The sequence below is a fragment of the Psychrobacter proteolyticus genome, assembly GCF_003350005.1.
In the GTDB taxonomy this organism is placed as follows: domain Bacteria; phylum Pseudomonadota; class Gammaproteobacteria; order Pseudomonadales; family Moraxellaceae; genus Psychrobacter; species Psychrobacter proteolyticus.
In genome coordinates, this window is record NZ_QLKS01000002.1 from 81,792 (window position 1) to 107,702 (window position 25,911).

The 25,911-nt window shown below is 42.7% G+C and carries 22 protein-coding genes and 2 tRNA genes; 20 read left to right on the forward strand and 4 right to left on the reverse strand.

The window, feature by feature from the left end; translation table 11 throughout:
* Positions 1-25 precede the first annotated feature (25 nt).
* From DXK30_RS04910 to DXK30_RS04925, 4 genes are all read left to right on the forward strand, one after another.
* Positions 26-805, forward strand: coding sequence for a YfgM family protein (locus tag DXK30_RS04910; RefSeq protein WP_114700754.1), 780 nt, complete (start codon positions 26-28; stop codon positions 803-805).
* 146 nt (positions 806-951) lie between these two features.
* Positions 952-2,160 (forward strand): outer membrane protein assembly factor BamB, encoded by a 1,209-nt coding sequence (gene bamB / locus DXK30_RS04915; RefSeq protein WP_114700755.1) that lies wholly within the window; start codon positions 952-954, stop codon positions 2,158-2,160.
* Positions 2,161-2,545: 385 nt separating this feature from the next.
* The gene (der, locus tag DXK30_RS04920) at positions 2,546-3,967 is read left to right on the forward strand and encodes a ribosome biogenesis GTPase Der (protein ID WP_057759046.1); all 1,422 of its coding nucleotides are present in this window, start codon (positions 2,546-2,548) and stop codon (positions 3,965-3,967) included.
* Positions 3,968-4,163: 196 nt separating this feature from the next.
* Positions 4,164-6,134: a sensor histidine kinase gene (locus tag DXK30_RS04925; protein WP_114700756.1), complete on the forward strand. Its 1,971-nt coding sequence runs from the start codon at positions 4,164-4,166 to the stop codon at positions 6,132-6,134.
* A 180-nt stretch (positions 6,135-6,314) separates the two neighbouring features.
* Here DXK30_RS04925 and DXK30_RS04930 read toward each other — a convergent pair whose 3' ends face one another.
* Together DXK30_RS04930 and DXK30_RS04935 are read right to left on the reverse strand one after the other, a co-directional pair.
* Entirely contained in the window at positions 6,315-7,481 is a 1,167-nt protein-coding gene (locus DXK30_RS04930; protein WP_114700757.1) for a D-alanyl-D-alanine carboxypeptidase family protein, read from the reverse strand.
* A gap of 503 nt (positions 7,482-7,984) precedes the next feature.
* Positions 7,985-8,419: an MCR_0457 family protein gene (locus tag DXK30_RS04935; RefSeq protein WP_114700758.1), complete on the reverse strand. Its 435-nt coding sequence runs from the start codon at positions 8,417-8,419 to the stop codon at positions 7,985-7,987.
* A 541-nt stretch (positions 8,420-8,960) separates the two neighbouring features.
* On the opposite strand from DXK30_RS04935, the gene surE reads away from it, so the two are divergent.
* The 12 genes from surE (at position 8,961) to modB (ending at position 19,541) form a co-directional block, all read left to right on the forward strand.
* Positions 8,961-9,779, forward strand: coding sequence for a 5'/3'-nucleotidase SurE (surE, locus tag DXK30_RS04940; protein ID WP_114700759.1), 819 nt, complete (start codon positions 8,961-8,963; stop codon positions 9,777-9,779).
* Between the two features lie 135 nt (positions 9,780-9,914).
* Positions 9,915-10,703: a M23 family metallopeptidase gene (locus tag DXK30_RS04945; protein WP_114700760.1), complete on the forward strand. Its 789-nt coding sequence runs from the start codon at positions 9,915-9,917 to the stop codon at positions 10,701-10,703.
* Between the two features lie 69 nt (positions 10,704-10,772).
* Positions 10,773-12,071, forward strand: coding sequence for a lytic murein transglycosylase (locus DXK30_RS04950; RefSeq protein ID WP_114700761.1), 1,299 nt, complete (start codon positions 10,773-10,775; stop codon positions 12,069-12,071).
* A 406-nt stretch (positions 12,072-12,477) separates the two neighbouring features.
* A complete protein-coding gene (locus DXK30_RS04955; protein WP_114700762.1) occupies positions 12,478-13,773 on the forward strand; it encodes a molybdopterin molybdotransferase MoeA in 1,296 nt (431 codons plus the stop codon).
* A 122-nt stretch (positions 13,774-13,895) separates the two neighbouring features.
* The gene (moaA, locus tag DXK30_RS04960) at positions 13,896-15,008 is read left to right on the forward strand and encodes a GTP 3',8-cyclase MoaA (protein ID WP_114700763.1); all 1,113 of its coding nucleotides are present in this window, start codon (positions 13,896-13,898) and stop codon (positions 15,006-15,008) included.
* Positions 15,009-15,137: 129 nt separating this feature from the next.
* Positions 15,138-15,668: a molybdenum cofactor biosynthesis protein B gene (gene moaB, locus DXK30_RS04965; RefSeq protein ID WP_114700764.1), complete on the forward strand. Its 531-nt coding sequence runs from the start codon at positions 15,138-15,140 to the stop codon at positions 15,666-15,668.
* A gap of 18 nt (positions 15,669-15,686) precedes the next feature.
* Complete coding sequence (mobA, locus tag DXK30_RS04970) at positions 15,687-16,439, forward strand: molybdenum cofactor guanylyltransferase (RefSeq protein ID WP_114700765.1); 753 nt, start codon at positions 15,687-15,689, stop codon at positions 16,437-16,439.
* A 30-nt stretch (positions 16,440-16,469) separates the two neighbouring features.
* Positions 16,470-16,976, forward strand: a complete 507-nt coding sequence (moaC, locus tag DXK30_RS04975) for a cyclic pyranopterin monophosphate synthase MoaC (RefSeq protein WP_114700766.1) — start codon at positions 16,470-16,472, stop codon at positions 16,974-16,976.
* 101 nt (positions 16,977-17,077) lie between these two features.
* A complete protein-coding gene (locus DXK30_RS04980; RefSeq protein WP_114700767.1) occupies positions 17,078-17,359 on the forward strand; it encodes a MoaD/ThiS family protein in 282 nt (93 codons plus the stop codon).
* 77 nt (positions 17,360-17,436) lie between these two features.
* On the forward strand, positions 17,437-17,928 hold the full coding sequence (locus DXK30_RS04985) for a molybdenum cofactor biosynthesis protein MoaE (protein WP_114700768.1): 492 nt from the start codon (positions 17,437-17,439) through the stop codon (positions 17,926-17,928).
* Entirely contained in the window at positions 17,921-18,793 is an 873-nt protein-coding gene (modA, locus tag DXK30_RS04990; RefSeq protein ID WP_114700769.1) for a molybdate ABC transporter substrate-binding protein, read from the forward strand. The genes DXK30_RS04985 and modA overlap by 8 nt, the downstream gene beginning before the upstream one ends.
* A gap of 46 nt (positions 18,794-18,839) precedes the next feature.
* Positions 18,840-19,541 (forward strand): molybdate ABC transporter permease subunit, encoded by a 702-nt coding sequence (gene modB, locus DXK30_RS04995; RefSeq protein WP_114700770.1) that lies wholly within the window; start codon positions 18,840-18,842, stop codon positions 19,539-19,541.
* Between the two features lie 157 nt (positions 19,542-19,698).
* Here modB and DXK30_RS05000 read toward each other — a convergent pair.
* Together DXK30_RS05000 and DXK30_RS05005 are read right to left on the reverse strand one after the other, a co-directional pair.
* Positions 19,699-19,775, reverse strand: a tRNA-Asp gene (locus DXK30_RS05000).
* Positions 19,776-19,812: 37 nt separating this feature from the next.
* A tRNA-Val gene (locus DXK30_RS05005) sits at positions 19,813-19,888 on the reverse strand.
* Between the two features lie 301 nt (positions 19,889-20,189).
* Between DXK30_RS05005 and DXK30_RS05010 the strand changes: the two genes are divergently transcribed.
* The 4 genes from DXK30_RS05010 to DXK30_RS05025 all read left to right on the forward strand — a co-directional run bounded on the left by DXK30_RS05010 (position 20,190) and on the right by DXK30_RS05025 (position 25,881).
* Positions 20,190-21,827: a cardiolipin synthase gene (locus DXK30_RS05010; protein WP_114700771.1), complete on the forward strand. Its 1,638-nt coding sequence runs from the start codon at positions 20,190-20,192 to the stop codon at positions 21,825-21,827.
* A 116-nt stretch (positions 21,828-21,943) separates the two neighbouring features.
* Positions 21,944-23,473: a tetratricopeptide repeat protein gene (locus DXK30_RS05015; RefSeq protein ID WP_114700772.1), complete on the forward strand. Its 1,530-nt coding sequence runs from the start codon at positions 21,944-21,946 to the stop codon at positions 23,471-23,473.
* Between the two features lie 132 nt (positions 23,474-23,605).
* Positions 23,606-25,162: a 3-deoxy-D-manno-octulosonic acid transferase gene (locus DXK30_RS05020; protein WP_114700773.1), complete on the forward strand. Its 1,557-nt coding sequence runs from the start codon at positions 23,606-23,608 to the stop codon at positions 25,160-25,162.
* Complete coding sequence (locus tag DXK30_RS05025) at positions 25,159-25,881, forward strand: 16S rRNA (uracil(1498)-N(3))-methyltransferase (RefSeq protein ID WP_114700774.1); 723 nt, start codon at positions 25,159-25,161, stop codon at positions 25,879-25,881. The genes DXK30_RS05020 and DXK30_RS05025 overlap by 4 nt, the downstream gene beginning before the upstream one ends.
* Positions 25,882-25,911 lie beyond the last annotated feature (30 nt).

A 25,911-nucleotide genomic window follows, 5' to 3' on the forward strand; every position in this document is an offset into this window, starting at 1 on the left:
TGTAAATTTTATCAGGTAAATATATATGGCTCTGACACCTAATTCGCCAAATGCAGATAACTCCATGCAAGCGCTAAAGCAATATGGTAGTTATATCGTTACTGCGATTTTGTTAGCATTGGCCGCCTACTTTGGCTGGACATACTGGCAAAACAACCATGCGCGAGTAGATACCGTCGCTGCCGATCAATATGCTGATATTCAGCAGCTAAACGAAGAGGTCAAACTGTCCTCGCAAAACCCAGATTTAGAAGCAGAAGCTCAAGAAGCGCTGACCCAGAGTCGTAGCCAGCTAGACAAAGATATTGATACTTTGGTCAGTACGCACGGTGAGTCGGTTTATGCATGGCAAGCGCTGATGATAAAAGCACGTCAACAAGTAGACAATGATGACTTTGCAGCAGCGACTGAGACATTCAAAAAAGCATTGGCCATCGATTTGGGTGATGCTGGTTTAGAAGCAATTACTCGTTTACGCTATGCAAAAACGCTGTTGGCCGCAGGCGATACAGATGCTGCCCTGTCAGAAGCAAACAATGACATGCCAAGCTCGTTTGAAGCAAGTCAGCAGGAGCTACTAGGAGATATTTACTTAGCGCAAGATAATAAAGATTCAGCGATTAAATCTTATAACAATGCGTGGGAGCTATTACGTAGCCGTCAAGAAACGCGTGCAGTATTGGCATTAAAGATGGAAAGCTTAGGTATCACTGCTGAGCCGATTGCTGAGCAAACCAGTCTTATTCAAGAGCCGTCGCTAGTGATGGATACCTCGAATGAAGTCGCTGCCGAAGCAGGGCAGTAAGTCAGTAGGCTAGATATTAAGTCAGTAGTATAGTATTGAGAGTTGGTAATCATCCAAAGCTCTTTTTTAATATAACCTAGTGATTACTAATTTGCTGTTGGCCAATTTACCAATTAATAATAATTTATCTGTAGTGAGAACATACAATGACTCAATCTATTCGCTCTAGCAAAATATTAAACACCAAGACTATCAAAAAGACAGTCATGCATGTGGCCGTACTGGCAGTAATGAGCACGGCAGTGATTGGATGTAATCGCGGTATTAAGCCGGTCGTGAATGATCCGGTAAAATTGGTACAAGTCGCTCAGCCGATTAGCGTACTACAGCCTGTTTTTAGTACAGATGTTGGCAACAAAAAAGCCAGCAAAAAAGATCCGCTAGATTTGCAAGTTGGCTATGCCAATGGTCAAATCGTTACTGCATCACGCGGTGGTGAACTGTCAGGCTTTAATAGCGCAGGCGAGCGCATATGGTCAATCAATGTTGATGACCAAATCACCGGCGGTGTTGCAGTAGATGCATTGAGCCAGACAGCTATCGTTAGTACTCGTAGTGGCAAGGTCATGGCGTTTGATAGCACGACTGGTGCAAAGCGTTGGCAGCAGCAGTTATCAGGCTCGGTTTTGACGCCAGCACTGATTACCAATAATCGTGTGGTATTATCAGCGAATGATGGTTTCTTACATGGTCTGTCGCTGCAAACTGGACAGTCAGTATGGCAGTTCGCAACTCAAGTACCTGCTATCAGCGTTCGCGGTAGTGCTGCGCCGACTTTATTAGACAATGAGACGGCACTTTTGGCGACAGCTGATGGTCGTCTGCATGCAATTACTGTTGATAACGGTCTTCCACTATGGTCAAGACGTGTTGGCGTAGGTGCTGGTAGTAGTGAAGTTGAGCGCATGAGCGATGTCGATGGTAAACCTATCGTAGATAAAAATCAGTTGTTTGCGATCAGCTATAGTGGTCAGCTATTAGGGATTGATTTGGCTTCGCGTCAGGTGATGTTCGTCAATGAAATTGCGAGCCTCAGATCACTGGCGGTAAATACTCAGCAAGTTATCGCTACTAGTCTAGATGGCAAAGTAGTTGCTTATGATCGCAACAGTGGCGAGACGCTATGGGAAAGTGACGAATTGGCTTATCGTGATCTCACCAATCCTGTGATGCTTGGCAACTATATCGCCATTGGTGATTTCGATGGCGTAGTGCATTTGTTTGACCCTGCTACGGGTAGCATCGTTAGTCGTGTAGAGACAAAAGGTGCGTTGACCAACTTGCAAGTACAAGGTAGCCGTTTAATGACTCAAAGTACGTCAGGACAAGTTGCTATCTGGCAGTTAGTACGCTAATAACTATACGGATAGGTGCTTATCGGTGATTAACAAATTTTAATATAGCCTTTAAGCCTATTCTTGATTGTCATTTATGAAACACAAACGCTGCTTAGTCAGCGTTTAGTGCCTTGTGTAAATTGCTTGTTTAAACACAGGCTTTCGCGTACTCTATGCGACCGATGTGCTATCCATATATACTACTTATTTATGTATAATATGTATAATGAAGCCATCCTATATACTATTTTTAATCGTAAAATAGCCATCTATTATTTTTGCTATTGTTCTATCATTCATTTTAATTCACGGTCAATTGCAGCATATCTATTACTATTGTTATGTCACTGGTTATAAGAATAACTGTACTGCCCGTCATTGTGCCTTTCACTGAGAGTAACCCATGAGTATCAAGCCTGTGGTCGCCTTAATTGGTCGTCCAAACGTCGGTAAATCCACCTTATTTAATCAGTTCACAAAAAGTCGGCAGGCATTGGTCGCTGACCTTTCAGGATTGACTCGTGACCGTCAGTACGGTGATGCAACTTATGAAGATAAATCCTTTATCGTTGTAGATACGGGTGGTATCGGTGAAGCTGACGACGGTAGCGGTAATATCGATGACTATATGTCTGAGCAGTCGCATACAGCGATCCATGAAGCAGATATTATTGTATTCGTCGTTGACGCTCGTGCCGGTATGATTGGCGCTGATGCTGAAATTGGTAAATTCTTGCATACGTTAGGCAAGCCTGTCTATGTTGTTGCCAATAAAGTTGACGGTGTACATGATGCAGCACCTGCTGAGTTTTATGCACTAGGATTGGGCGAGCCGTATCCGATGGCAGCCAGTCATGGTCGCGGTGTGGGTAACTTGCTTGAAGTGCTAACAGCTGATATGCCTGAGCAAGAAAACATAGTAGAGCCAAGAGGCTTGAAGCTTGCCATTATCGGTCGCCCAAACGTGGGTAAATCAACGCTCGTCAACCGCCTGCTTGGCGAAGACCGAGTAGTGGTATTCGATATGCCAGGCACGACGCGCGATAGTATTTATATTCCTTATCAGCGTGAAGGTCGCGACTATGTTTTGATCGACACTGCTGGTGTACGTCGCCGTGGTAAAATCGATGAAAAAGTAGAAAAGTTCTCTGTCATCAAGACCTTGCAAGCGATTGAAGATTCTAACGTAACCGTGATTGTTATTGATGCTCACGAAGGTATCGTGGATCAAGATTTGCATATGATTGGTTATGCGCTTGACGCTGGACGAGCGTTGGTCGTTGCGATCAATAAGTGGGATGGTCTAACACAAGATCAAAGAGACTATATCAAGCTTGAAATGGATCGCCGCTTTAGCTTTATTCCTTATGTAAAAATACATTTGATTTCAGCACTGCATGGTACAGGCGTTGGTAATTTATATCCGTCTATCTTACGTGCGTACAAATCTTCGATGTTCGAAGTATCGACCAACCGTTTGACCCAGATTTTGCAAGATGCGGTGACGGCCAATCCGCCACCAACTGTTGCTGGTCGTCGTATCAAGTTGCGTTATGCGCATATTGGTGGTCACAATCCACCCGTTATTGTTATTCATGGTAACCAAACCAGTGCGCTTCCTAAGAGCTATCAGCGTTATCTAGAGAATCAGTTCCGTCAAGTATTTAAGTTAGAAGGCACACCGCTCAACGTTATCTTGAAGCAAAATGATAACCCATATGCGAATAAGAGCGACACGCCGACTAAAGCTAAAGCTCAGCAATTGCGTCAACGTGAGCGTAATAGATCACAGAAATTTACTACCAAAGATAAAAAGCCTCGTTAATTTTAGTGTCTATTGGCTTATAGTTAATGTCATCCGCTTGATAGTGTGATGACATTTTTCTATTAATACTCTATAGGTTGAGCTCATAGGTATCTATCTTGCTTAGTACTTCAAAAAATACTCAAATGTTTTACTTATCACATCTTCAAAACACTTGTACTATAAACGAAAGCTACCCGCGACTTAGTAGAGTGATATGAACAAGCGTTCGTCTCAAACCATCCATATGCTTATCTGGCGTTCTGTCATACAAGCTGTCATATTGGCAGTGCTGGCAGGCTTTTTGTTGCCTTTTATTTATGGCTTAGTACATTACTATCAAGAGAAAAACCACCATATCCAACAACTGGCAGCATTACTAACGACTAGTGCATCCACTGCAGATGGGGCACAGGTTGTGGCTAAGCAAGTTAATATCTTGTTAGAGAATGAGCCCACTATTCAGAGTATTGTATTTTACTCAACCTCTGAGCCGATTGAAGATATAGATCAGTCGCTTGATGATTGGAAAAACGCTTTGTTTGCGCATACTGTCAGTTTTAACTATCCAGTAGTTAGTAAGGGTATTGATGCCGGTAGTGTCACATCTAATAAGTCTGATACCAATCAACAGTTGGCAATGGTTCTATCGAATGTTATGAGCGAGTCATCAGCGCCAGATGAGTCGGCTGGTAAGACCACTAAAAATAGTATACTAATTGGTTATATTAATATTACGATAGATGTAAAGTTGATTCGTTTATATTGGTTCCAAAATATCCTATGGTTATGGCTAACAACAGTTGTGCTGATTATTATTTTTGCTTTTTACATTTTCCGAAAACTTAATTGGCCAGTTAAAGATATCGAAGCATTGACCGATGTTTGTGACATTGTTATAAGTAACTCTAATGTAGAGCAGTTGCCAGTTATTCCGCAACAATTCAATTTCCAAGAACTGACCCAGATCAAGAAAGCATTAATTGTGTTATTCAATCGATTACAAGAAGCAAGGCAAGGTTATGAAACCCTTGCGGCTTTTGAACAGCAATTACATAATAAAGATGTGTCGTTAGATGTGCAGTTGCACAATTTTCAAAGCATGATTTCTCACGAGTTAAAAACGTCATTGAATGCAATTGTAGGCGGTTTACAACTGTTAGATTATGAGACTCTCAGCAGAGAGCAAAAAGACGCAGTAGAGATTATCAGTAGTGGCAGTGATAAATTGGTATTGTCTTTAGATCATATTATACAGTTGAACCAGATCCAAAAAGGTCAGATAAGAATTCATAAAAATGAGTTTAATCCATTACAGTTAATCGCTGATCTATTAGCCAAGTTTGAAAATATAGCTACTCAAAAAGGGTTAGAGCTGATTAGTAATATTCATCATATAGACCATAGTCTCTACGGTGACTCAGAGAAAATACATCAGATACTATCGATACTGCTCAATAATGCGATTAAGTTCACGCCTGTCGGGAAAGTTACTATTACGTCGCAACTAACACATTTTAACAAGAGTAATAGGTGGCAGATTAGCGTGAAAGATACAGGTATTGGTATCGATAATGAGCACCTAGACGATATATTTAATCCGTTCTTTCAGGTGGATTCTTCGCAAACTCGCCAGTACGAAGGCTCGGGGGTTGGCTTGCCAATCGTTAGGCAAATGGCGCAGCTTATGGGTGCTACGATTGATGTTGATAGTGTGCTTGGCGTAGGTACACAGTTTACGCTGACCATAGCAATGCCCAACCAACAGCAATCAAAACAGCAGCGCTTATTGTCTGGCCTAACGATTATTTATTATTACTATCATGAGACAGGCTCCTTATTAGATGAATTGGAGTATCTAGGTGCTACGATTATTTGTCGTCAGGATATGCAACTAATCATAGATGAAATGAAAAACAATAAAGTCGATATAGTAATGTTTGCTGAAGATGTGTTTCCTAATAAAGCCGAGTTGATAGCCAAACGTATTCGTCAGTACGAAAGTGAAGAAGGCAACAAGAGTGAGCATCGAGCACTACTAATATATTGGTATCCGCAGCATCGTGCACGTTATATAGATAATTTTGAATATGGATTAAAAGCGGCTGGTGTTGACTATTGTCATGTGGCTACACATAAAGAAAGGGCATTGACTGACCTATTGAAGCAATGGTTAGTTTGGATATAATGCTGTTTTTATGAAGCTTGGTTTTCCTAGTTAGGCTTATTTATTCTACTGGATATTACTTTTCTGCTTTTTAATATCAAGAAAGTTATATATTAAAGCAGGCATAAAAAGAAAAAGACGCCCATTTTAAGGCGTCTTTTTTTTAAACAGTTTTAGCTAGAATTACTTTTAAAGTCTCTCTTAGAAAAGATTCTTTGCCCAGCGTACGATATGTTCCCAAGTACGGCTCATAAAGCCTGACTGCTCGATATCATTAGTTGCGATAATGGGAACTGAGGCTACCGCTTTACCATCAATGACAGCCATCATTTTACCAACTTCCTGACCTTTCTTGATCGGTGCTTCTAAGCTTTCAGGGATATCGACTACTGTGGTGATTTTATTTTTCTGTGTTTTGCTGGTCAGAATTTGCAAGTTGTCACCAGTTGCTAGCTCCACTTCATCGGCTTCTCCAAACCATACTGGAAGTTTGCTGACGAATTGCCCAGTAGGTGCTTTAGTAACCGTTGTAAAATGACCGAAGCCCCAGTTAAGTAATTCGCGTGACTGATCAGCGCGAGCTTGTTGGCTCTTGGTACCCATAATGACAGAGATTAAACGCATGCCTTCACGGTTACTTGATGCCACTAAGCAGTAACCTGCTGCATCAGTGTGGCCCGTTTTTAAGCCATCAACGGTTGGGTCAGTAATGAGCAAAGCATTACGGTTACCTTGGGTAATACCATTATAAGTGAACTCTTTTTCTGCGTAGATACTATAGTAATCGCCGCTGTTCTTGATAATAGCGCGAGCGAGTTTAGACAAATCCAAAGCAGATGCTAAATGACCTTCATCAGGCATACCGGTAGCATTGACAAAATTAGAGTTCTCCATGCCAATTTTTTGCGCTTGTTCGTTCATCAAGATTGCAAACGAGTCTTCGCTGCCAGCAATATGTTCAGCCATGGCTTTTGATGCATCATTACCTGATTGAATGATAATACCGCGTAGCATGTCAATGACGCTGGCGGTTTTGTTCACGGGCACATACATACAAGATTGGCTGCTACTACCACGGCACCATGCGTTTGGACTCATCAATACCTGTTCATCTTCTTTCAGGTCACCTGATGTTAAGCGTTGCTCAATGATATAACTGGTCATCATCTTAGTCAGAGATGCAGGCGGCAGCGCCTCATTAGCGTTTTTTTGAGCCAAAATTTCGCCAGTGTTATAGTCCATCAACACATAGGCAGTATTGTCCATTTCAGGTGGTTGTATGGCTGCGTTTGCCATTACTGCACTCATCGAGATACTTACACCAACTACCAACTGTACCAGCTGATTTTTTACACGCTTTACTGTCATATATCATTACACCGCATCATGGAACCAAATGTATCTATCGTTTATGTGTTGTACCTATTTCCATACATTATTTTAAGCAGCATGTCTTAAATGCAGTGTTTAAAATAATGTATCAACGAAAATAGTAACGCCTACACAATAGACATAAAATTAACGCCTTATCTTAGCAAAATGACCACCGATGGGGAATCGATAAATGTAAAAATAAGGCAAGTTTGAAAAGAAAAATGAAGACCTATCATGTATCTGTTGTGACTACAATCTGACTGTCTTTATAATAGAAGATTCAACGCTCACAAAAAAGCCTGCTGCACTGCTTGTGAATAACAAGTAAAGTGACAGCAAGCTTTGATGCTACAGATACCTAGACAATCAGCTGATAAACTTTGCTTAACCGATGTTATAAAGAGTACAGAGCTTTTATTTTATTATCATTAATAGCAATACTATTATTAATAAGTTAAGCAGACGACACTAATAGTTGAGTCTAGCTAACTAATTTTTTAGTATTCTGCGTTTGCCAAATCTTCACATAGTGCTTTATTTTCTTGCTTTGAGAAACCCATTGTCCAACTACGAATACCTTGCAATATCTGGCGATAGTCTTGCTGTGTGGATAGGTATTGAATAGCTGCTTTTGGATCTTCTAGAGAAGGCATTAGCTCATGCAGCTGTACAGTATACGACTTATAGAACCGCTGTTTTTGCTTACCATTTAGCATTGGTGGGCATATCTCTGATAGTACCTGCATCACCGCAATTTCGTGCTTAGTGATATTGATGCCAGACATGTCTAGCGGAATGGTAGTGCCAGAGTTATTCGCAGCATTAGAAGCTTGAGACAGCATAGCAACAGACGTTATCAGTCCTGCAATCCCAACTTTTGAAGCAGTATTTGCTATCACAGAAGCTATAGATAATATCGATTGTTTATTCATTCAGTATTACACTCGCTTGTCTTTATTTAATGGTCATATGTTAATCGGTAAAAAAACAAAAGTCACATAAAATATTGATTTATGTGTAGATATCTTGTGAGTCAAAACCGTTTTTTAGCAACATATCAGTAGCATACCCTAATGACGTTACCTCAGTATCAGTACATCAGTTTGTATTGTTGTGGGGTGTTGCGTATTGTAACGTGATGCTTAATCTACTAGTTGTCATCCGTTTGATACACATGTTTGTCGCGTCATTCTTAGCATATAATCATTAGTATAAGATGAGAATGATACTTTGCTAAAGACAGGGTTCGTGTCTGTATATTATTCAGTTATAATCGCCCACGCTATCAAAATGATTATTTTTCGCTGGACTGAGACGTCATGTCGTTGGAGAATTAGAGTATCATGTTTTCATTTTAAATATGGGTATCGTATTTTTATGCCATATTTTGAACAGACATGGCGCGATAGCAGAATTATCAAGTAGAGATGTAGAAAGACAGCTAATAAAATATTAACCATATACTGAGTAGAAATGAGATTTTTAATTAGTAACGATGATGGTGTGTATGCGCCAGGATTATTGGCACTATCTCAGGCATTATCGACTATTGGTGAAGTGGTGGTCGTCGGCCCGAACGATGAACAAAGCGGCTATGCCAGTGCGCTGAGTGTCTCAAGACCACTGCATACGCATCAGCTGCCTTCTGGATTCGTAGCAGTAAATGGTTCACCAGCTGATTGTGTTTATCTAGCAATCCATGAGTTGTATCGTGATACTGACTTTGACTGCGTGATTACAGGCATTAACTCAGGGGCTAACTTGGGACAAGATGTGATGTTCTCTGGTACGTTCGGTGCTGCATTGACTGCGCAACTATCTGGTATCCCTGCTATAGCAACGTCTTTAGTAGGCGGGGGTGTCAAAAATGGCGGGCAAGAATCAGCCAGTGATTATCAAGTGGCCGCACATGAAATCGTCAAACTGCTTACCGAGACTTCGATTTTAGAGATGCTCAAAAGTTTGCCCTATCATGTATTAAACGTTAATATTCCTGATGTGCAGCATGCTGACGATATCAAAGGTCGAAAAATAACTTCGTTAGGACATAAGCAGGCTGCTCAGCCAGTGTGCCATATGATAGACCCACGCGGTCGAGACGCGTATTGGTTGTCTCTACGAAAAGGTAAAAATGAGAGACCATTAGAGCCGTCAATCGATGCGATACAAGCTAAGCAGGATGCGATAACAGACTATCAGGCTGTAGCGGCAGGGTATGTCAGTTTATCACCAGTACGCCTGCATCATACACCAACGGCAGCGCTAGATAGATTATCAACACTCGCGCTATAAATTCTATAAGATATAATCCATATCGGCTTATTAAACACTGACGTGTTATGAGAATATCAGAAGACTCTTGTGTAATATCAAGCGCTTTTGAATGATTAAACAATGAATGAGCAACACAAAGAACAGGAACCTTGTATGAAAAAAATCATAGCTGGATCGCACCTTGTTAAAGCTGCGTTGATTGGTACTATGGCAGTCGCTACTCTATCTGTCGTCGGCTGTGCAACGAAGCCTACCTATCAATCGGCAAACCAAGCAGGTCCTAAGATTATTACTAACGCGCAAGGCATCCCTAACTATCACCGTGTACAACGCGGTGACACGGTCAGCCAGATTGCAGCGCGTTATCGTCTGAACTATCGCCAAATCGGGGCGATGAACAATCTAGATAGTAAATACACCATCTATAGTGGTCAATGGCTCAAACTATGGCAAGGCAATGCGGCAACTACTGCGAGTAACAGTAGCTATAGTGCCCCAATCCAATCACAGCCAACTTATACGCCACCTGTCACCCAATCTCAAACCCCAGCCTATGAAGTCACTGCCAACTCGACCTCTGGTTATGATTATCCTACGCGCAATCCAGTGACTCGTAATATTGACCCTGCTTCAGGCAATATGGGAATGTGGTTTGCGGGCAAAGTTGGTGATCCAGTACTTGCTAGCCAATCAGGAACTGTGCTTTACTCAGGCAACGGTCTGCCAGAGTATGGCAATCTAATTATGATTCGTCATAGTGATAACTACATCACAGCCTACGCGCACAATAGCCAATTATTGGTGCAAGAAGGCGACACAGTACAGCGAGGTCAACGCATTGCCAGTATGGGCAGCAGTGGTCAGACCAATGAGGTAGGCTTAGAGTTTCAAGTTCGCTTAAACGGTAATCCTATTGATCCACGTAGCGTACTTGGGCGTTAGACTTAAATAATAGCTACGGATAGCTTGGCCACTGTGAGCCATTTTATTTATTCATGTTTGAGATTTTTTATGAGATTAAAAAAGCAATACCTCACCCTTATGCCAGCATTAGTGATGGTCGGGTGTACAAGCCAGCAGGCAATGCAAAATAAGCCTGTTCGTCAAGGCGGCGTTGAAATTACTCAAACCCAAACCGTTCAGGTCAAACCAACACCTACGCCAGTAGTCAAACCGCAGCCTGCGCCAAAGCCTAGCTACAGTAGCTTTTCTGATTGGAAGTCAGACTTTTCTATGCGGGCCATATCGTCAGGCTATGATGCCCAAGTTATTGGTCGATTGCTCGATTCTGCTTATCTAAATCAGCAAGTCATCTCATTAGATTCAGGTCAGCCCGAGTTTTCTAAGATGCCGTGGGAATACGTAGATTCTGCGGTATCAAGTGGACGCGTCAGTGTGGGTAAACGTAAATTTTCTGAGCAGCGTGCTTACTTGTCTCAGCTAGAGTCTCAGTATGGGGTTAGTGCAGAGATTATCGCTGCGATATGGGGTATGGAGTCATCGTATGGCGCTGTGACGGGCAATAGTGATTTGCCAAGTTCGCTTGCCAGCCTTGCTTATGATGGTCGTCGTCAAGAGTTCGCTGAAACGCAGTTGCTATCGTTAGCGACCTTGCTACAACGTGGTGACGTATCATGGTCACAGTTAGATGGCTCTTGGGCAGGCGGTATGGGACAAACACAGTTTATCCCTGAGACTTGGCTCAAACAAGGGGTCGATGGTGATGGCAATGGACATCGCAATCCTTGGGCGACTGGTGATGCACTAGCCTCGACGGCCAACTATCTTAGTAACTCAGGTTGGGTTCGTGGCTTAGCGCCATTTTATGAAGCAACGGTGCCAGCCTCGTTTGATTACTCAGTGGTTGGTAGCAAACAACCTGCTGCTAGATGGGCTGCGATGGGTGTCGATACGATAGCGGACGTTTACCTAGATGCCAATACTCAGATGGAGCTATGGTTACCTGCCGGTAAAGACGGTCCAGTGTTACTGTTAAGCCCAAATTTTGATGTAATCAAAGTCTATAACAACTCATCAAGCTATGCGTTGGGGGTTAGTCTGCTAGGCAAAACGATTGATGGACAAAGCGGTTTGCAAAAATCTTGGCCTCGTTATGAGCGTCCGTTATCGACTACGCAAGTGACTAACCTACAACGTCGTTTGACTAGTATGGGTTACGATACCAAAGGCGCTGATGGTATCGTGGGTACCAATACTCGTATGGCATTCCAGCGCTGGCAAGCAGATAATGGCCAAACGCCAGATGGATTTATCACTCAAAACAGTGCGTCTTCATTGGCTGGATGGTGAGGTAGGCTGACGGTATTTATGCACTGTATAAAAGTGGCTCTTTTTAATCATACTTAGCCATTATTAATTAGCCACTAGTCATCAAACGATAATTTACTTTGTTCTACAAAAAGCACCTTGCCAAGGTGCTTTTTTTGTCTCAATCTATGTCTGATTTTGCTGACATCTTTAACACAATGGACAATGCAATAAGTATCAAATATTAAGACCAGTGTAATCTGGCTTTATTCAAAACTTATCAGGACAAGGTTAATACAAGAAAGTTGATACTTTGAATGATAGACTCTAGATAATGTGTTTTCTAACGATGGCTTTTACTCATAGTTTTTAGTGACAGTCTTTAACGACCATTTTTAATAACAGTTTCGATTATAAATAATTAGAACGACAGAAAGAGCGTGACCTTATGATTACCATGGAAGAATTACAAGCTGCGATACAGCAACGGATAGATAATTATCATATTACTGACTTTCCGCTACAAAAAAGAGCCGTTAACACTCTAGAGTTGCTGGGCAGCCTAAACCATATACTGGCTCAAGATATTGCTTCGCCTTTTGATGTACCGCGACAAAACCTATCTGCAATGGATGGCTATGCGATTGCCAAAGGTAGTGAATTATCAGAAAACAGTACTATCGAAATCGTTGGTGAGTCGCAAGCTGGTAGTGCTTATACTGGTGAAACAGCTGCAGGGCAAGGGGTGCGGATTTTTACGGGTGCAGTCGTGCCAGATTGCTGTGATACGGTCATTATGCAAGAGAATACAAATTTTGCAGCTATCAAAGCGACCGTTGATAAATCTCGACCTTACGACATCACGCTCACGCAAACCGCCAAAGTTGACGATAATATCCGCTCACAAGGCGAAGAGATTGAGTCTGGGGAAGCCGTTTTAAAAATCGGTAAACGACTAAATCCTGCAGATATTAGCTTACTGGCCAACCTTGGTATTAGCCAAGTGAACGTGTTCCAGCCGCTCGTTGTAGGCGTGTTGGCAACAGGTGATGAGCTAGTGGCTATTGGCAATGAGCTACAAAGTCTAGCCCAAATATATAACTCTAATACCCCAACGCTCAAAAGCTTGCTATCAGATCTGCCTATCACTATTCGTGATTATGGCATTATCCCTGATAGCCTAGAGCAGACAACTATCGCAGTCAATGATGCCATGCAGGACTGTGATGTACTGATATCGACGGCAGGTGTCTCAGTTGGTGACTATGATTTTTTGACCACGGTGATTGAAACACTAGGTCAGATTAACCATTACAAAGTGGCGATGAAACCTGGTAAGCCTTTTGTATTTGGTGAATTGAATAAAAATCTCGATAAGCCAGTACTGTATTTTGGCCTACCGGGCAATCCGCTCTCTACTGTTGTGGGTACGCTACAGTTTGTGATACCTGCATTGTGGCAAATGTCAGGTGCTAGTGTGTCAGAGCAGCCTATGCCGCTAGCTATTAAAGCCAAACTCATCAGTGATATCAGAAAATCTCCCGGCCGCAAAGACTTTCAGCGTGGCGTATTGTCACGAGACGATACGGGTAATTATCAAGTTGAGTGCTTCTCAAGACAGCAGTCACATAGAATCAAACAGCTGAGCCGCGCCAATTGCTTTATTGTATTGGACAAAGACAGTGGGAACGTAGCAGCTGGTAATGACGTCGTTGTACAACCGTTTTCTTGGCTACATCGCTAATTCATCGTTTGCCAATTTATTGTAAGGTGCTCATACAATGCTAGAGAGTAACCTTACATTGGTATGCTAAACACGAATAATAAAGTAGTGCTTATAGTAAGCAGTACTGATGGCAGTAACATATGATTGATGACAACATAGATGACAAACACAAAATAGACAGCCCGCAACTCTATTCGCCGAGCTTGGCACCGGCATTATCTGATGGCTACATAGAGCCTTCCTTGGTCGTGCCCGCTGAACAGATGAGTGACTATCACCAGCCGCTAACCGATGGGTTTGCACGGCGTCTGACATATCTGCGTCTATCTATTACTGACTTTTGTAATTTTCGCTGTGAGTATTGCCTGCCAAATGGTTATCAAGGTAAGCGCCCTGATGATGAGCTGAGTATCTCTGAAATTGCCACCTTGGTGCGCGGCTTTGCTCAAGTAGGTACCAAAAAAGTTAGAATTACAGGTGGTGAGCCTTCTATTCGTCGTGATGTTGTCGAAATTATCGAAACGATTAAGCAGACTGACGGTATTGAGACGGTCGCGATGACCAGTAACGGCTATAAATTGGGTAAACATATAGCCAACTGGCAAGCTGCTGGACTTGATCAGCTCAATATCAGTATGGACAGTTTTGATGCAGCTACCTTTCATAAAATGACAGGCTTTGATACCTTGCCGCAGATATTGGCTGACATGGATACATTATTAGAAACGACTGATATCAAACTCAAAATAAATAGTGTCTTGATGGCAGAGACTGCTTTTGAGAACTTAATCACGGCGATCGACTATGTCAGAGACAGACAAGTGACCTATCGCTTTATTGAATTTATGCAGACCAGTGATAATAGCGATTTGTTTTTTGCGCAGCATGCTCAGTCTGATATTATCACTGATTACTTGTTAGAAAATGGCTGGCAGCCGCACGAGCGCGGTAGTGCCGATGGTCCCGCAGTAGAGTATAGCCACCCTGAATATGTCGGTCGTATCGGTATGATTGCCCCATATGCGGCGCACTTCTGTGATACCTGTAACCGCTTGCGCGTAAGCAGCCAAGGCAAGGTGCATTTGTGTCTGTTTGACCAAGGCAACTACGATATCCGTCCATACTTACAGCAAGACGATATCCAAGGACTGGTGAACACTTTACATAGCTTTATGCCAATCAAGCCTGAGCATCATCATCTCCATAACTCTAACAGTGGCATCATGCACAATCTATCGATAATCGGCGGATAAAACATTTTGAGTCTGCAATCATGACGCTGATAGAGATTGTTTTCCAACGCAATCGTTTTTCAATATAGCTTTTTTCGATACAACAGATCTTTAATACAATTATAAAATGAAATCTATAAAGGATTATTTATGAGTAAGCCTGCTGCACAATTTACACCGCTTAATATTGCTGTATTGACTGTTTCTGATAGCCGTACGCTGGCAGAAGATACGTCAGGCCAGTACTTAGTAGATAGCTTGACTGAAGCAGGGCATCATTTAGCAGATCGTCAACTAATTACCGACGATATCTACCAGATTCGCGCAGTTATCAGTGGTTGGATTGCTAGTCCAGACGTCCATGCGGTTATTACAACTGGCGGTACAGGGTTCTTTATTAGAGATAGCATGCCAGAAGCTGTGAGTGTACTGTTTGACAAATCAATCGATGGCTTTGGTGAAATGTTCCGTTTAATCTCAAAAGACGAAATCGGTATGTCTACCGTACAATCGCGAGCAGTTGCTGGCATGGCCAATGGTACGGGTATATTCTGTCTACCAGGTTCTTCTGGTGCTTGCCGTACTGGTTGGGAAAATATCTTAAAAGATCAGTTTGATAGTCGTACTCGTCCGTGCAATTTTGTGCCGCATTTTTTGGCACAAAATCCTAGCCATAATTGAGATATAAATAATTGAGCTATGAGTGATATACAATCAAGCCTGACAGGTAATAGCATAGTAACAGATTGCTCAAATAATCTGGATGGTTTGGCAGGTGTGGTTATCTTGGCAGGCGGGGCATCTAGACGTATGGGAACGGCTAAGGCTATATTGACGCTACCGTCAGGTGAGCAGCTGTTAAACTATCATGTTCGTCATGCGAACAAGTTACAAGTTCCTATATTGATTGCAGATAATGGTCGCGACTTTCAAACGGGTTTAGATATCCATTCAGAAGAACCTAATGCGCCTGTTATTCACATTGCTGATTATGGTACTGATGTTGACTCTAGTGAGCATGATGAGCAGATTAAAACTGGCGGCGCTTTGGTCGCTATCGAATCAGCCTTACAAACATTGAGCGATTTGAACGATTTGAATGATTTAGGCATATCAAAAAACGTACAAGCATTATGGTTACTGGTTATTAGCTGTGATAGCTTAATACCAGCAACTGACTTGTGGCAGAAATTACAATGTGAAATAAGACTTGCTGCCGATAAAAAAGTAATTTGCTTAAAAGATGACGGTCATTTATATCCATTGTTAGGGTTTTATCAGTTGAGCATCGAGCCTGATTTGAAGGCCTATATAGATAACGGACAGCGTAGAGTGATGCAGTTTATTCAGCCATTGGTGCAAGCCGTACCATTTAGCAAAGAGTGGCAGAATTTGACCAACTTTAATACGCCTGAAGATTTTAAGCGGGCATGTGCTGCTCTATCAAAATAATAAAAATATCAAATAAGAAAGGTTATATAAATGAGTGACAGCGTTCAGATAAATCAGCAATCTACTTTATCTCACTTAGACAGTGATGGTGATATTACCATGGTCGATGTCAGTGGTAAGACAGCAACAACGCGAGAAGCCAATGCCACTGGACAAGTACGCTTTCCCAGTGAGATTTATGCGCAGATTAAAGCGGCTGATGGAATGACCAAAAAAGGTAGTATCACGCAAACGGCACACATCGCTGGTATCATGGCGGCCAAACGCACTCATGATCTTATACCGCTTTGTCATCCACTACCGCTAGACAAGATAGGTTTGAGCTTTGAGTACAACGACGCGCTCAGCAGCATCACGGTCAGTGCCGTAGTCAAGGTCACGCACAAAACAGGGGTTGAGATGGAAGCGCTAACAGCAGTTAGTGTTGCCTGCTTAACTATCTATGATATGACCAAAGCACTATCGCATGATATCGTTATAGACGATATTCATTTGGTTAAAAAGACAGGTGGTAAGTCAGATTACAGTCATGCTTAAAATGACGAAATTGCAGAGTACGTCATCAATTAATCAACCAATTAATCAATAAAGATATGCTAAATGCCAAGCAAGGAAGCTTGCATAAGATGGAGAGATTTATGAGTGCTATCGATATGACAACTAATATCGAATCAACGATGAATATTAATGTCATGTATTTTGCCAGTTTGGCTGACGAGGCCCATTGTCAGCAAGAGACAGTAAGCGTACAGCAGGATACGTCATTGACTGAACTATACGAACAGCTTAGTCAAAAGCATCGTTTTGGCCGTTCGCAGTCGGAGCTACGTGTTGCAGTAAATGACTACTTTGCTAAATGGACTGACCAGATAAATGATGGTGATAGCGTGGTTTTCATTACGCCAGTCGCTGGTGGTTAGACAAGCATTTACTAGTGTCCATTTTTTCAGTGGCTATTCAGTGGTTACAAAGAAAAAATAATAAATAGAGAAAAAAAATGACCGACAACGTCCACGATCATTCAATGAGCATCAAACGTAGTGCTGACGACGCTTACCTTATCGCTGAGCGTGATGGTTTTGCACTACTAGATATTGCGATTGATGAAGATAGGCTAAAAAGTACGTTAGATAATGACAGCTGCGGCGCGTTTGTTTGTTTTGAAGGGCGAGTGCGCAACCATAATAACGCCACGAGCGTTGATCGTCTTACCTATTATGGTTATGAGGATTTGGCCATCAATCAAGGCCGCGCCATTATAGAAGAAGCCAAAAAGCGTTTTGAAATTACCCATGCCATCGCGATACATCGTATCGGTGCGCTAGAAATTGGCGATGTAGCTGTGTGGGTTGGGGTAGTATCAGCGCACCGTTATCCAGCATTTGATGCTTGTCGCTGGATATTAGATACTATCAAAGCGGACATTCCTGTGTGGAAGCAAGAGTACTACGAAGACGACTCGTCTAAATGGCTCAGCAATAATGGTTAAGTCATTAGTTACTGCCTGTGTATCTGCTTGTCTGCTATTGTCACTAAATGCTTGTACGCAAGACAAAGACGCCAATATGGCGCTTGCTTCTGACAAAGTTGAACCAGCTCAAACATTGCGTATCGCTGCGGCTGCTAACTTATCTGATGTACTACCTCATATTATTGATAGCTATCAGGCTGATAACAGCTCATCTGCCCAAAATGTTTCAAGTATCTCAGATATTGAAGTTACTTATGCCTCTTCTGGTAAGTTATATGCGCAAATCAAAGCAGGGGCACCTTATGATATATTCTTGTCTGCCAATCAGGATTTCCCTGCTAAATTGGCTGATGAAAATTCAGCTAGTGTTATTAACGAAGATAATAAGCTAACCAAGCCTTTTACGTATACCAGAGGTCAATTAGCGCTCTATAGTGTCACCAAACCTTTAAACGATTTTACGCCAACGTCGCTAGGTGATGTGTTTACCAGTGCTGACTTTACTCAGGACAGCAAGGTAGCTATTGCGAACCCTGACCTTGCGCCTTATGGTGCCTCTGCAAAAGCCTATCTGCAATCACAATACATGTACGATAAGTTAAATGCTCAAAAAAGTTTGATACAGTCAGAGAATATCGGTCAGGCGTTCCAATACGCTCATACAGGTAGCGTAGACTATGGGTTTGTGGCACAGTCTCAGCTTGTTGCGATTAAAGCCAAGCCTGAGCAGTTTATTACCTTATTGCCAGCGTCTTATCCAGCTATCTTACAAGATGGGATAATCGTTAATAACATTGACCAAGCAGCAGACTTCACCGACTACCTGCGCTCAAAAGCAGGGCAGCAGCACTTCTTGCAAGCAGGCTATCTGGCCGTCCAGTAATACGTTAGACTAACCCCTCTCATCATAGAACGAGCAGTGACATTATATGATCGACCAGTCTCTTATGTCAGATATGCTCAGTCCATTTTGGGTGAGCATCAAGCTCGCTTGCGTGACTACCTTATGCTTACTGCTATTTGCAACGCCTATAGCTTATTGGTTGGCTAAGCCGAGTCGTATAAAAGCAATTGGGCGTCTTAAGGTACTGCTCATGGGCATCATTGCGATGCCCCTGGTGCTACCACCTACCGTGATTGGTTTTTATCTACTGTTACTGCTCAGTCCTAGTGTGGGTATCGGTAAATGGTTGAGCGAACATAATATTAGCCCGTTGATTTTTACCTTTGAAGGTTTGGTCATTGGTTCCATTATTTACTCATTACCTTTTTATATACAGCCTGTCTATGCACAGTTTTTGCGTATTCCACAAAGTGTCACAGAAGTTGCTCATCTCTTAGAACCAAGTCGTATGCGACGGTTTATGAAAGTAGCCTTACCGCAAGTGCGCGTAGGTATCATTTTGGGTGGTTTGGTGAGTTTTGCTCATACCATTGGTGAGTTTGGTGTTGTACTGATGATAGGCGGCAGCATCTCAGGCGAAACCAAAGTGGTATCGATTGCGATATATGAGCAAGTAGAGGCGCTCAACTATGAGGCGGCGCATATCATGTCTGGTATTCTGATTATTATGGGTGTAATGATGGTAGCGTTAATCGCTAGCGTAAGCCGAATAAGTCAACGTCCATAGCACTGGAACATTTGTATGCGAGTTGAGAAGTGTTAGATATCACAGTAGCTGTATGAACAATGTCTAAGAAAAATACGCAGACACAAAAAAACCTCAAGCAATCTAATGCTTGAGGCGAAACTTGCTTAAACCCAAAGGTTTAAATTCGTTTTAAATATGGCGCAGCGGACGGGACTCGAACCCGCGACCCCCGGCGTGACAGGCCGGTATTCTAACCAACTGAACTACCGCTGCTTAGGTCTCTTAGCTTGTTTAGCCACTTGCTAAGAAGTGGTGGGTGATGACGGATTCGAACCGCCGACATTCTGCGTGTAAGGCAGACGCTCTACCAACTGAGCTAATCACCCTTCGAACAATTGCTAGGCAATTTATTCAACATCAACTGAGCTCTTAAGTTTGTCACTAAGCTCCGTTGCTGTGGGTGTGTATTATATAGATTTACAGTTGGGTGTCAAATATTATTTTAATGTTTTTAGAAAATAATTATAAATCGGACTTGTAATCTATCAAAAATAGCACTCAAAGCCATGTATTATATAGCATTTCTAACAATACACTTATTATCATTATTTGTTGTTTGGCGGTGAAAAGCTACTATACTATGGATGCTTTGCTCGTTATGGATGCTTTATTCGTTGAACACGGTTGATGGAGGCCAATATAAACACTTTTACTATTAAAGATACTTTTACTAGCTGGACCTGGGGAGACTTAGCGGGTCTAGGTCTGGTGCTGCATATTGTACTTATGATAGTAATGACGCTGCGAGTGGTTTCGGTGCAGCGCAATATTGGCGTGTCTATTGCGTGGGTGGCGGTGCTTTACACGTTGCCAGTATTTGGTTTTATTGCTTATATCCTGCTCGGTGAGCCGATGATTGGGCGGCGCTATCGTGAACGTGTTGATCAAGCCAGTATCTTGATGAACGATATGGCAAGGCGTGAGCATCTGATTTTTGACAAAGGGCAGGACTTAGTACCAGCCAACTACCGCGGTGTTAGCCAAATAGGAACGCGCTGGACCGGATTTGGTGTATTTCCCAATCATCAAATGCAGCTATTGACCGATCCTGCTTCTATTTTTCAGCGTTTGATTGAAGATATTCATGCCGCCCAGCGTATTGTCCTTATGGAGTTTTATATTGTCTATCCAAAAGGACAGGTGTTAGAAGTCATAGAAGCGCTATCCGTAGCGGCTCAGCGCGGCGTAGAGTGTCATATATTGGCTGATAGTGTGGGTAGTTTTAGCTTTATTAATAGTAGCGTGCATCGTAAATTAGAAAAAGCAGGGGTTTATGTCCATCAGTCATTGCCAGTAGGGTTGTTTAAGACACTATTTAAACGCTCTGATTTGCGCAATCATCGTAAAATGGTGGTTATCGATGAACATATTGGCTATATCGGCAGCTTCAATCTGGTTGATCCAAGGTTTTTTAAGCAAAATAAAAATGTCGGTCAATGGATTGATGTGGCGCTACGAACGACTAGCCAGCACTCGATTAGTATTAATACAGCGATGGCTAAGGTGATTGTTACCGACATCGGTGCTGAAAGTAATGACAATCTTGCTGAACTGCATCAGCGGGTTAATAACTACACCCGTAAATTATATGTGATGCATCCGACCATCAATGATCTAAATAGCCGTGTGAAGGTATTGGCGGATACGATTGATGATCATGAGCAGCCAGATATAGGTGCCACCTCGATTGTCGTACCAAAGATGCCTGTCGTGGACAAAGTCTTGGCGCAGCTAATACCTTCAGCACCGCAGCTAACGGCTCATGTGATTTACAATACATTAGTTACCGTGATTCATCGTGCCAATAAGCGCATCCGCATTACCACACCTTACTTTGTACCGGATGAGTCCCTATCGGGCGCGCTGACGATAGCGGCTAAGCGCGGTGTTGATGTAACGATTATTGTTCCTGAAAAAGTAGATTCATTTCTGGTACAGCATGCTTCTCAGGCTTATTATCAAGAGTTGTTGGACGCTGGGGTAACGATTGCATTGTTTAGAGGTGGTTTGCTACACGCAAAAACAGTAGTTATCGATGATGACTACTGTCTATTTGGCACCGTCAATATTGATATGCGCAGCTTTTACTTAAATATGGAAGTCAGTTTGGCGATTTATACGCCAGAAATGGTTGCCCAAGTAGCGGACTGTCAGGAAGTCTATTTAGAAAACTGTCGAATCTTGGATAGTGATGAGTGGCAACAGCGTCATGGCTCAAAACGCTTGTTTGATAATGTCGTGCGCTTGTTCAGTCCTTTATTGTAGCACTCGGATTTTTAGGGTAAGGTAATCTACTAGTATTTTTCTATCATCTTAGTCGTAGCACTTTTATACCTTATACTTTTTTGGTTTATCTATCTGCAAAGAGGTCACTCCCGTCTATGTCTGCATCACCTTTAACGCCACTGGACTATATTGCAGAAGGCTACTGGCAAGATTTCTTAGCTGGGCGTCCTATTGCGGGCGGTATCGCCTACGAAACTGAGCTGCGCGCTTGTACACTAGACAAGTCGCTTGAGAGTTTACAGCGTATCGATACATTATTGTCCCAAGTGCGCCGAGATATGATTAAGAGCGGTATATGGGATGAGATGACGCTGCTGGTCGATGAACGCTATCGTAATTTCATGGTGTTTTTGGCGTTTTATGCAGGTCGTGTATTAGCGCAGCAGTGGCAAAGCAAGCCACATTGGTATGGTCAATTTGAGCTGCGTAAACGTTATCCTGAGCTAACATTGATCACCGATGATTTTTATCAGCATATGGCAGTCGGTTATGATGATAGCGGGGTTAAAAAAAGTTTATTTTTTGCGCTAGAGCCAATAGGGTTACGTCTGTTTGGTCATATTGATCGGCAGTTTGACGCAGTACAAGGCGGGCAAGTAGAGAGTGGACTATATCAAGCGGTTAGCCTTAGACTACCAACTACTTTAAGTAACGACGTTCATTCAGTGCCTGAATTAACAGCGGATAAAGTAGCAACAAACAAAGTAACAACACACAAAGCAACCACTCATCAAGTCACTGAAAGCATCGTTCCGAGCGCAGATTTAAATATGCATATCAGTACTAGCCAATCGAGTGAGCTTCTTGAAAAGCTAGAGGAAGTGTCGATAGGAGCTGAGCTTAGCCAAGCTAATATAGTTGTAACTGACAGTGAGAATCGCGCAATTCAGTCTACTGTACCTGATGCCGTAACTGAATTACAGGCAAGTGTAGTATCTGTTGAGCCTGAGAGCCTAATAAATCCTGAGCTGACTAAAGTAACGAAGCCAATAGCCAAGCCTACGTCACCTGTAAAAAATACATCAACGCCAGAGATGTTTACGCAACTGCTGGTAGAGTTAGATGAGATAGCGGTGCCACAACCAACTGGTGATATGCAATATCAGCAAGCGCGCAAAGTACTGGATCAGTTCGAGCAGCATATTGCCAAGCAGAACAAACCTCGTCGCCAAGTTATATTTTCAGATGATCATATCGCAGCAAAAAACAAAGCGCTTCTAATACTACAAGCGGCTGCTGAAGATGGTAATACAGCTGCTATGTTACGTTTGGCCATGTATGAGTTGTTAGGGGAAGGTTTGACAGCGGACAGTGACAATCAAAAAAAATCTGGCGTAGATTGGGTCAATCAAGCCGCCAGCAAAAACGACAGCCGTGCTCAGCGTATACTCAGTAAAATGTATTACCAAGGAGTAGGGGTATCCCAAGATATAGATAGCGGTAAATACTGGTTAGAGCAGGCAGCGGATAATGGTCATGCAGAAGCGGCCAATCTGGTCAAGCAATGGCAGCAAGCAGAAATGCTGCTGACCACACAGAAGCAAGAGCAGCATAGCACCAAGCGTTATCAGCTGTTAATTGGCGCAATCATCGCAGTCGCTTTATTGATAATAGTCATTATCTAAAAATCGTTATCTAATAAATATTTACTCAGTAACTTTTTAAAAGCTTATTGTTACAGCTTAAATTCAGGTAGAATTGGCGCGCTTTACCTTTACCCTTTTATTGTTTGATTCATAACTAATCTGGGCTGTTCCATGCCATCATCTAATACCCCGTCTGACCACTCTGCAAATCCAATTGACCCTGTATCATTGCCTAGTCTAGCGGTATATGAGACACCTTTATATTATCAGTCTCTTATTGGGCTGCTAAAGCCACTATATCGTCTGCAAGTATGGCGTCGATCTCATAAGAACGACAACTATCAGCAGGAAATCGATCAGCGTTTTGGTAAGCAGTATCCACCGCGTCCAGTGGTAAATGCTGATATCGATAAAGGGGTTATTTGGTGCCACGCAGTCTCATTAGGTGAGACCAATACGGTCGCGCCTTTGTTAGATATGTTATTGGCTAATGGCTATCAGATATGGTTGACCAATACGACTCAGACAGGTTTTGCTCGTGGCGCCAGTCGTTTTGCAGAAAAGATAGCTCAAGGTCAGATGAGTCACAGCTATGTGCCAGTCGACAGTCCTGCTGTTATCGAGACTTTCTTAACGCATGTACAGCCTATCGCTGCGTTGTTTGTAGAAACAGAACTGTGGGCAAATATCTTGACCAAATTATCTCAGCACCGTATTCCAAGTATTCTAGTCAATGGCCGATTATCTGCTTCTTCTTTTCAGAGTTATCAAAAAATTGGTGCAGTCAGCACCAGTATGATGAAAAATCTTTCTTTAATCATTGCGCAAGACAGTGACTCTGCTAAACGCTTTCGGCAGTTAGGGGCTAGTAGCGCCCAAATTCGCGTAGCAGGCTCATTAAAGTGGGTAATCAATGCGTCCAAAACTGATGACAAGGCGATAGAAGGTAACCTTATTTATAATAAGAAAGTTGATCTGCGCGCAGAGTTTGGTATAGCAGATCGTCCTATATGGGTAGCTGCGAGTACTCATGATGGCGAAGAGGCAGCAGCGCTGTCATTGCAGCAGCAACTACTGTCTCAAGCGACATTAGCAGATACGTTGCTTGTTATTGTCCCTAGACATCCTGAGCGTTTTGACGCAGTAGCAGATCTCATTCAGAAAACTGGGTTAAATATGGCTCGGCGCAGTGATGGAGATATGATTGGTGCAGATACGCAAGTCTATCTAGCAGATAGCATGGGTGAGATGATGACTTGGTATACATTGGCAAATGTAGCACTTGTGGGCGGCTCGCTGGTAGATATTGGCGGGCATAATCCAGTGGAGCCTGCAAGTGTGGCCACGCCTGTACTGATGGGGCGTTATACTCAGTCGTGCCAAAGCGTGATAGACAAATTGGCTAGCGTAGGCGCTGTATATCAGCCAAGTAATGACTTCTATCGTCCAATCGAGTCAAATAACTCAAGTAGTTCGGATGCACAGATAGTCAGTGATGATCAATTAAAGGCGAATAAAAAATCCTCTCGTAAGAAAGCAGCTTATAACCGTGAAGACGCTGTGAGTATTTATACGCAGCTGGCGACTTGGCTACGCAATTTGCCATTGGCCGCGCAGGCAGGACAAGCTGGCGAGCAAATGACGATACAGCAGCAAGCAGTATTGACCCGCCAATTTACGATGATTGAAGACGCTATCGAGATGTCTTCTAACCAAGATAATTTATGAACTGTATATTATTGCCCGCTGAAAACTTCTTAGCAGACGCAGCAAAAATCGATGCCTTGTCTCAAGTCAGCCATGTGACTAAAGTGCTGGGTGCAAAAATCGGTGATACGCTTAAAATTGGACAGATCGGCGGCAACCTTGGTACTGCTATCATTGAAAGTATTACCTCTGACAGCATTCAGCTAGGTAACGTCCAGCTGAATACTGCACCGCCAGCCAAATTGGATCTGACTGTCATTTTAGCGTTACCGCGTCCTAAAGTGCTACGACGTTTAATCATGGATATGACGGCGCTTGGTGTACGCGATATCATTCTTATCAATAGCTACCGTACCCAAAAAAGCTATTGGCAAAGTCCCATGCTTGAGCGGATAGACGAGTTTGTATTAGAAGGTCTGCAGCAAAGCATCGATACGATTGTTCCTAGTATTACGCTGCAAAAACGTTTTAAGCCATTTATTGAAGACACACTTGCAAGCTTAATGAGCAGTCAAGCGATTGTCGCGCATCCTTATAGTCAGCAGTCCTTTTCTGAATTTTTACAACAGCAACCATCACGAGAGCTACCGAGTATAGTCTGCATAGGCGCTGAAGGTGGCTGGATTAACTATGAGATAGAGCTGCTGTCAGCACAAGGCTGCACGCCTGTACATATAGGCTCTCGTATCTTGCGAACAGAAGCTGCGGTCAATGCGATCTTAGGGCAATGGTTGCTTTAGATGGATAGTAAAACGCGTCGCTAGACCAAA

Excerpts from the sequence above, each read along its gene's own strand:
- DXK30_RS04910 (WP_114700754.1), top strand. The coding sequence starts at position 26 with ATGGCTCTGACACCTAATTCGCCAAATGCAGATAACTCCATGCAAGCG.
- bamB (WP_114700755.1), top strand. The coding sequence starts at position 952 with ATGACTCAATCTATTCGCTCTAGCAAAATATTAAACACCAAGACTATC.
- der (WP_057759046.1), top strand. The coding sequence starts at position 2,546 with ATGAGTATCAAGCCTGTGGTCGCCTTAATTGGTCGTCCAAACGTCGGT.
- DXK30_RS04925 (WP_114700756.1), top strand. The coding sequence starts at position 4,164 with ATGAACAAGCGTTCGTCTCAAACCATCCATATGCTTATCTGGCGTTCT.
- DXK30_RS04930 (WP_114700757.1), bottom strand. The coding sequence starts at position 7,481 with ATGACAGTAAAGCGTGTAAAAAATCAGCTGGTACAGTTGGTAGTTGGT.
- DXK30_RS04935 (WP_114700758.1), bottom strand. The coding sequence starts at position 8,419 with ATGAATAAACAATCGATATTATCTATAGCTTCTGTGATAGCAAATACT.
- surE (WP_114700759.1), top strand. The coding sequence starts at position 8,961 with ATGAGATTTTTAATTAGTAACGATGATGGTGTGTATGCGCCAGGATTA.
- DXK30_RS04945 (WP_114700760.1), top strand. The coding sequence starts at position 9,915 with ATGAAAAAAATCATAGCTGGATCGCACCTTGTTAAAGCTGCGTTGATT.
- DXK30_RS04950 (WP_114700761.1), top strand. The coding sequence starts at position 10,773 with ATGAGATTAAAAAAGCAATACCTCACCCTTATGCCAGCATTAGTGATG.
- DXK30_RS04955 (WP_114700762.1), top strand. The coding sequence starts at position 12,478 with ATGATTACCATGGAAGAATTACAAGCTGCGATACAGCAACGGATAGAT.
- moaA (WP_114700763.1), top strand. The coding sequence starts at position 13,896 with ATGATTGATGACAACATAGATGACAAACACAAAATAGACAGCCCGCAA.
- moaB (WP_114700764.1), top strand. The coding sequence starts at position 15,138 with ATGAGTAAGCCTGCTGCACAATTTACACCGCTTAATATTGCTGTATTG.
- mobA (WP_114700765.1), top strand. The coding sequence starts at position 15,687 with ATGAGTGATATACAATCAAGCCTGACAGGTAATAGCATAGTAACAGAT.
- moaC (WP_114700766.1), top strand. The coding sequence starts at position 16,470 with ATGAGTGACAGCGTTCAGATAAATCAGCAATCTACTTTATCTCACTTA.
- DXK30_RS04980 (WP_114700767.1), top strand. The coding sequence starts at position 17,078 with ATGAGTGCTATCGATATGACAACTAATATCGAATCAACGATGAATATT.
- DXK30_RS04985 (WP_114700768.1), top strand. The coding sequence starts at position 17,437 with ATGACCGACAACGTCCACGATCATTCAATGAGCATCAAACGTAGTGCT.
- modA (WP_114700769.1), top strand. The coding sequence starts at position 17,921 with ATGGTTAAGTCATTAGTTACTGCCTGTGTATCTGCTTGTCTGCTATTG.
- modB (WP_114700770.1), top strand. The coding sequence starts at position 18,840 with ATGATCGACCAGTCTCTTATGTCAGATATGCTCAGTCCATTTTGGGTG.
- DXK30_RS05010 (WP_114700771.1), top strand. The coding sequence starts at position 20,190 with ATGGAGGCCAATATAAACACTTTTACTATTAAAGATACTTTTACTAGC.
- DXK30_RS05015 (WP_114700772.1), top strand. The coding sequence starts at position 21,944 with ATGTCTGCATCACCTTTAACGCCACTGGACTATATTGCAGAAGGCTAC.
- DXK30_RS05020 (WP_114700773.1), top strand. The coding sequence starts at position 23,606 with ATGCCATCATCTAATACCCCGTCTGACCACTCTGCAAATCCAATTGAC.
- DXK30_RS05025 (WP_114700774.1), top strand. The coding sequence starts at position 25,159 with ATGAACTGTATATTATTGCCCGCTGAAAACTTCTTAGCAGACGCAGCA.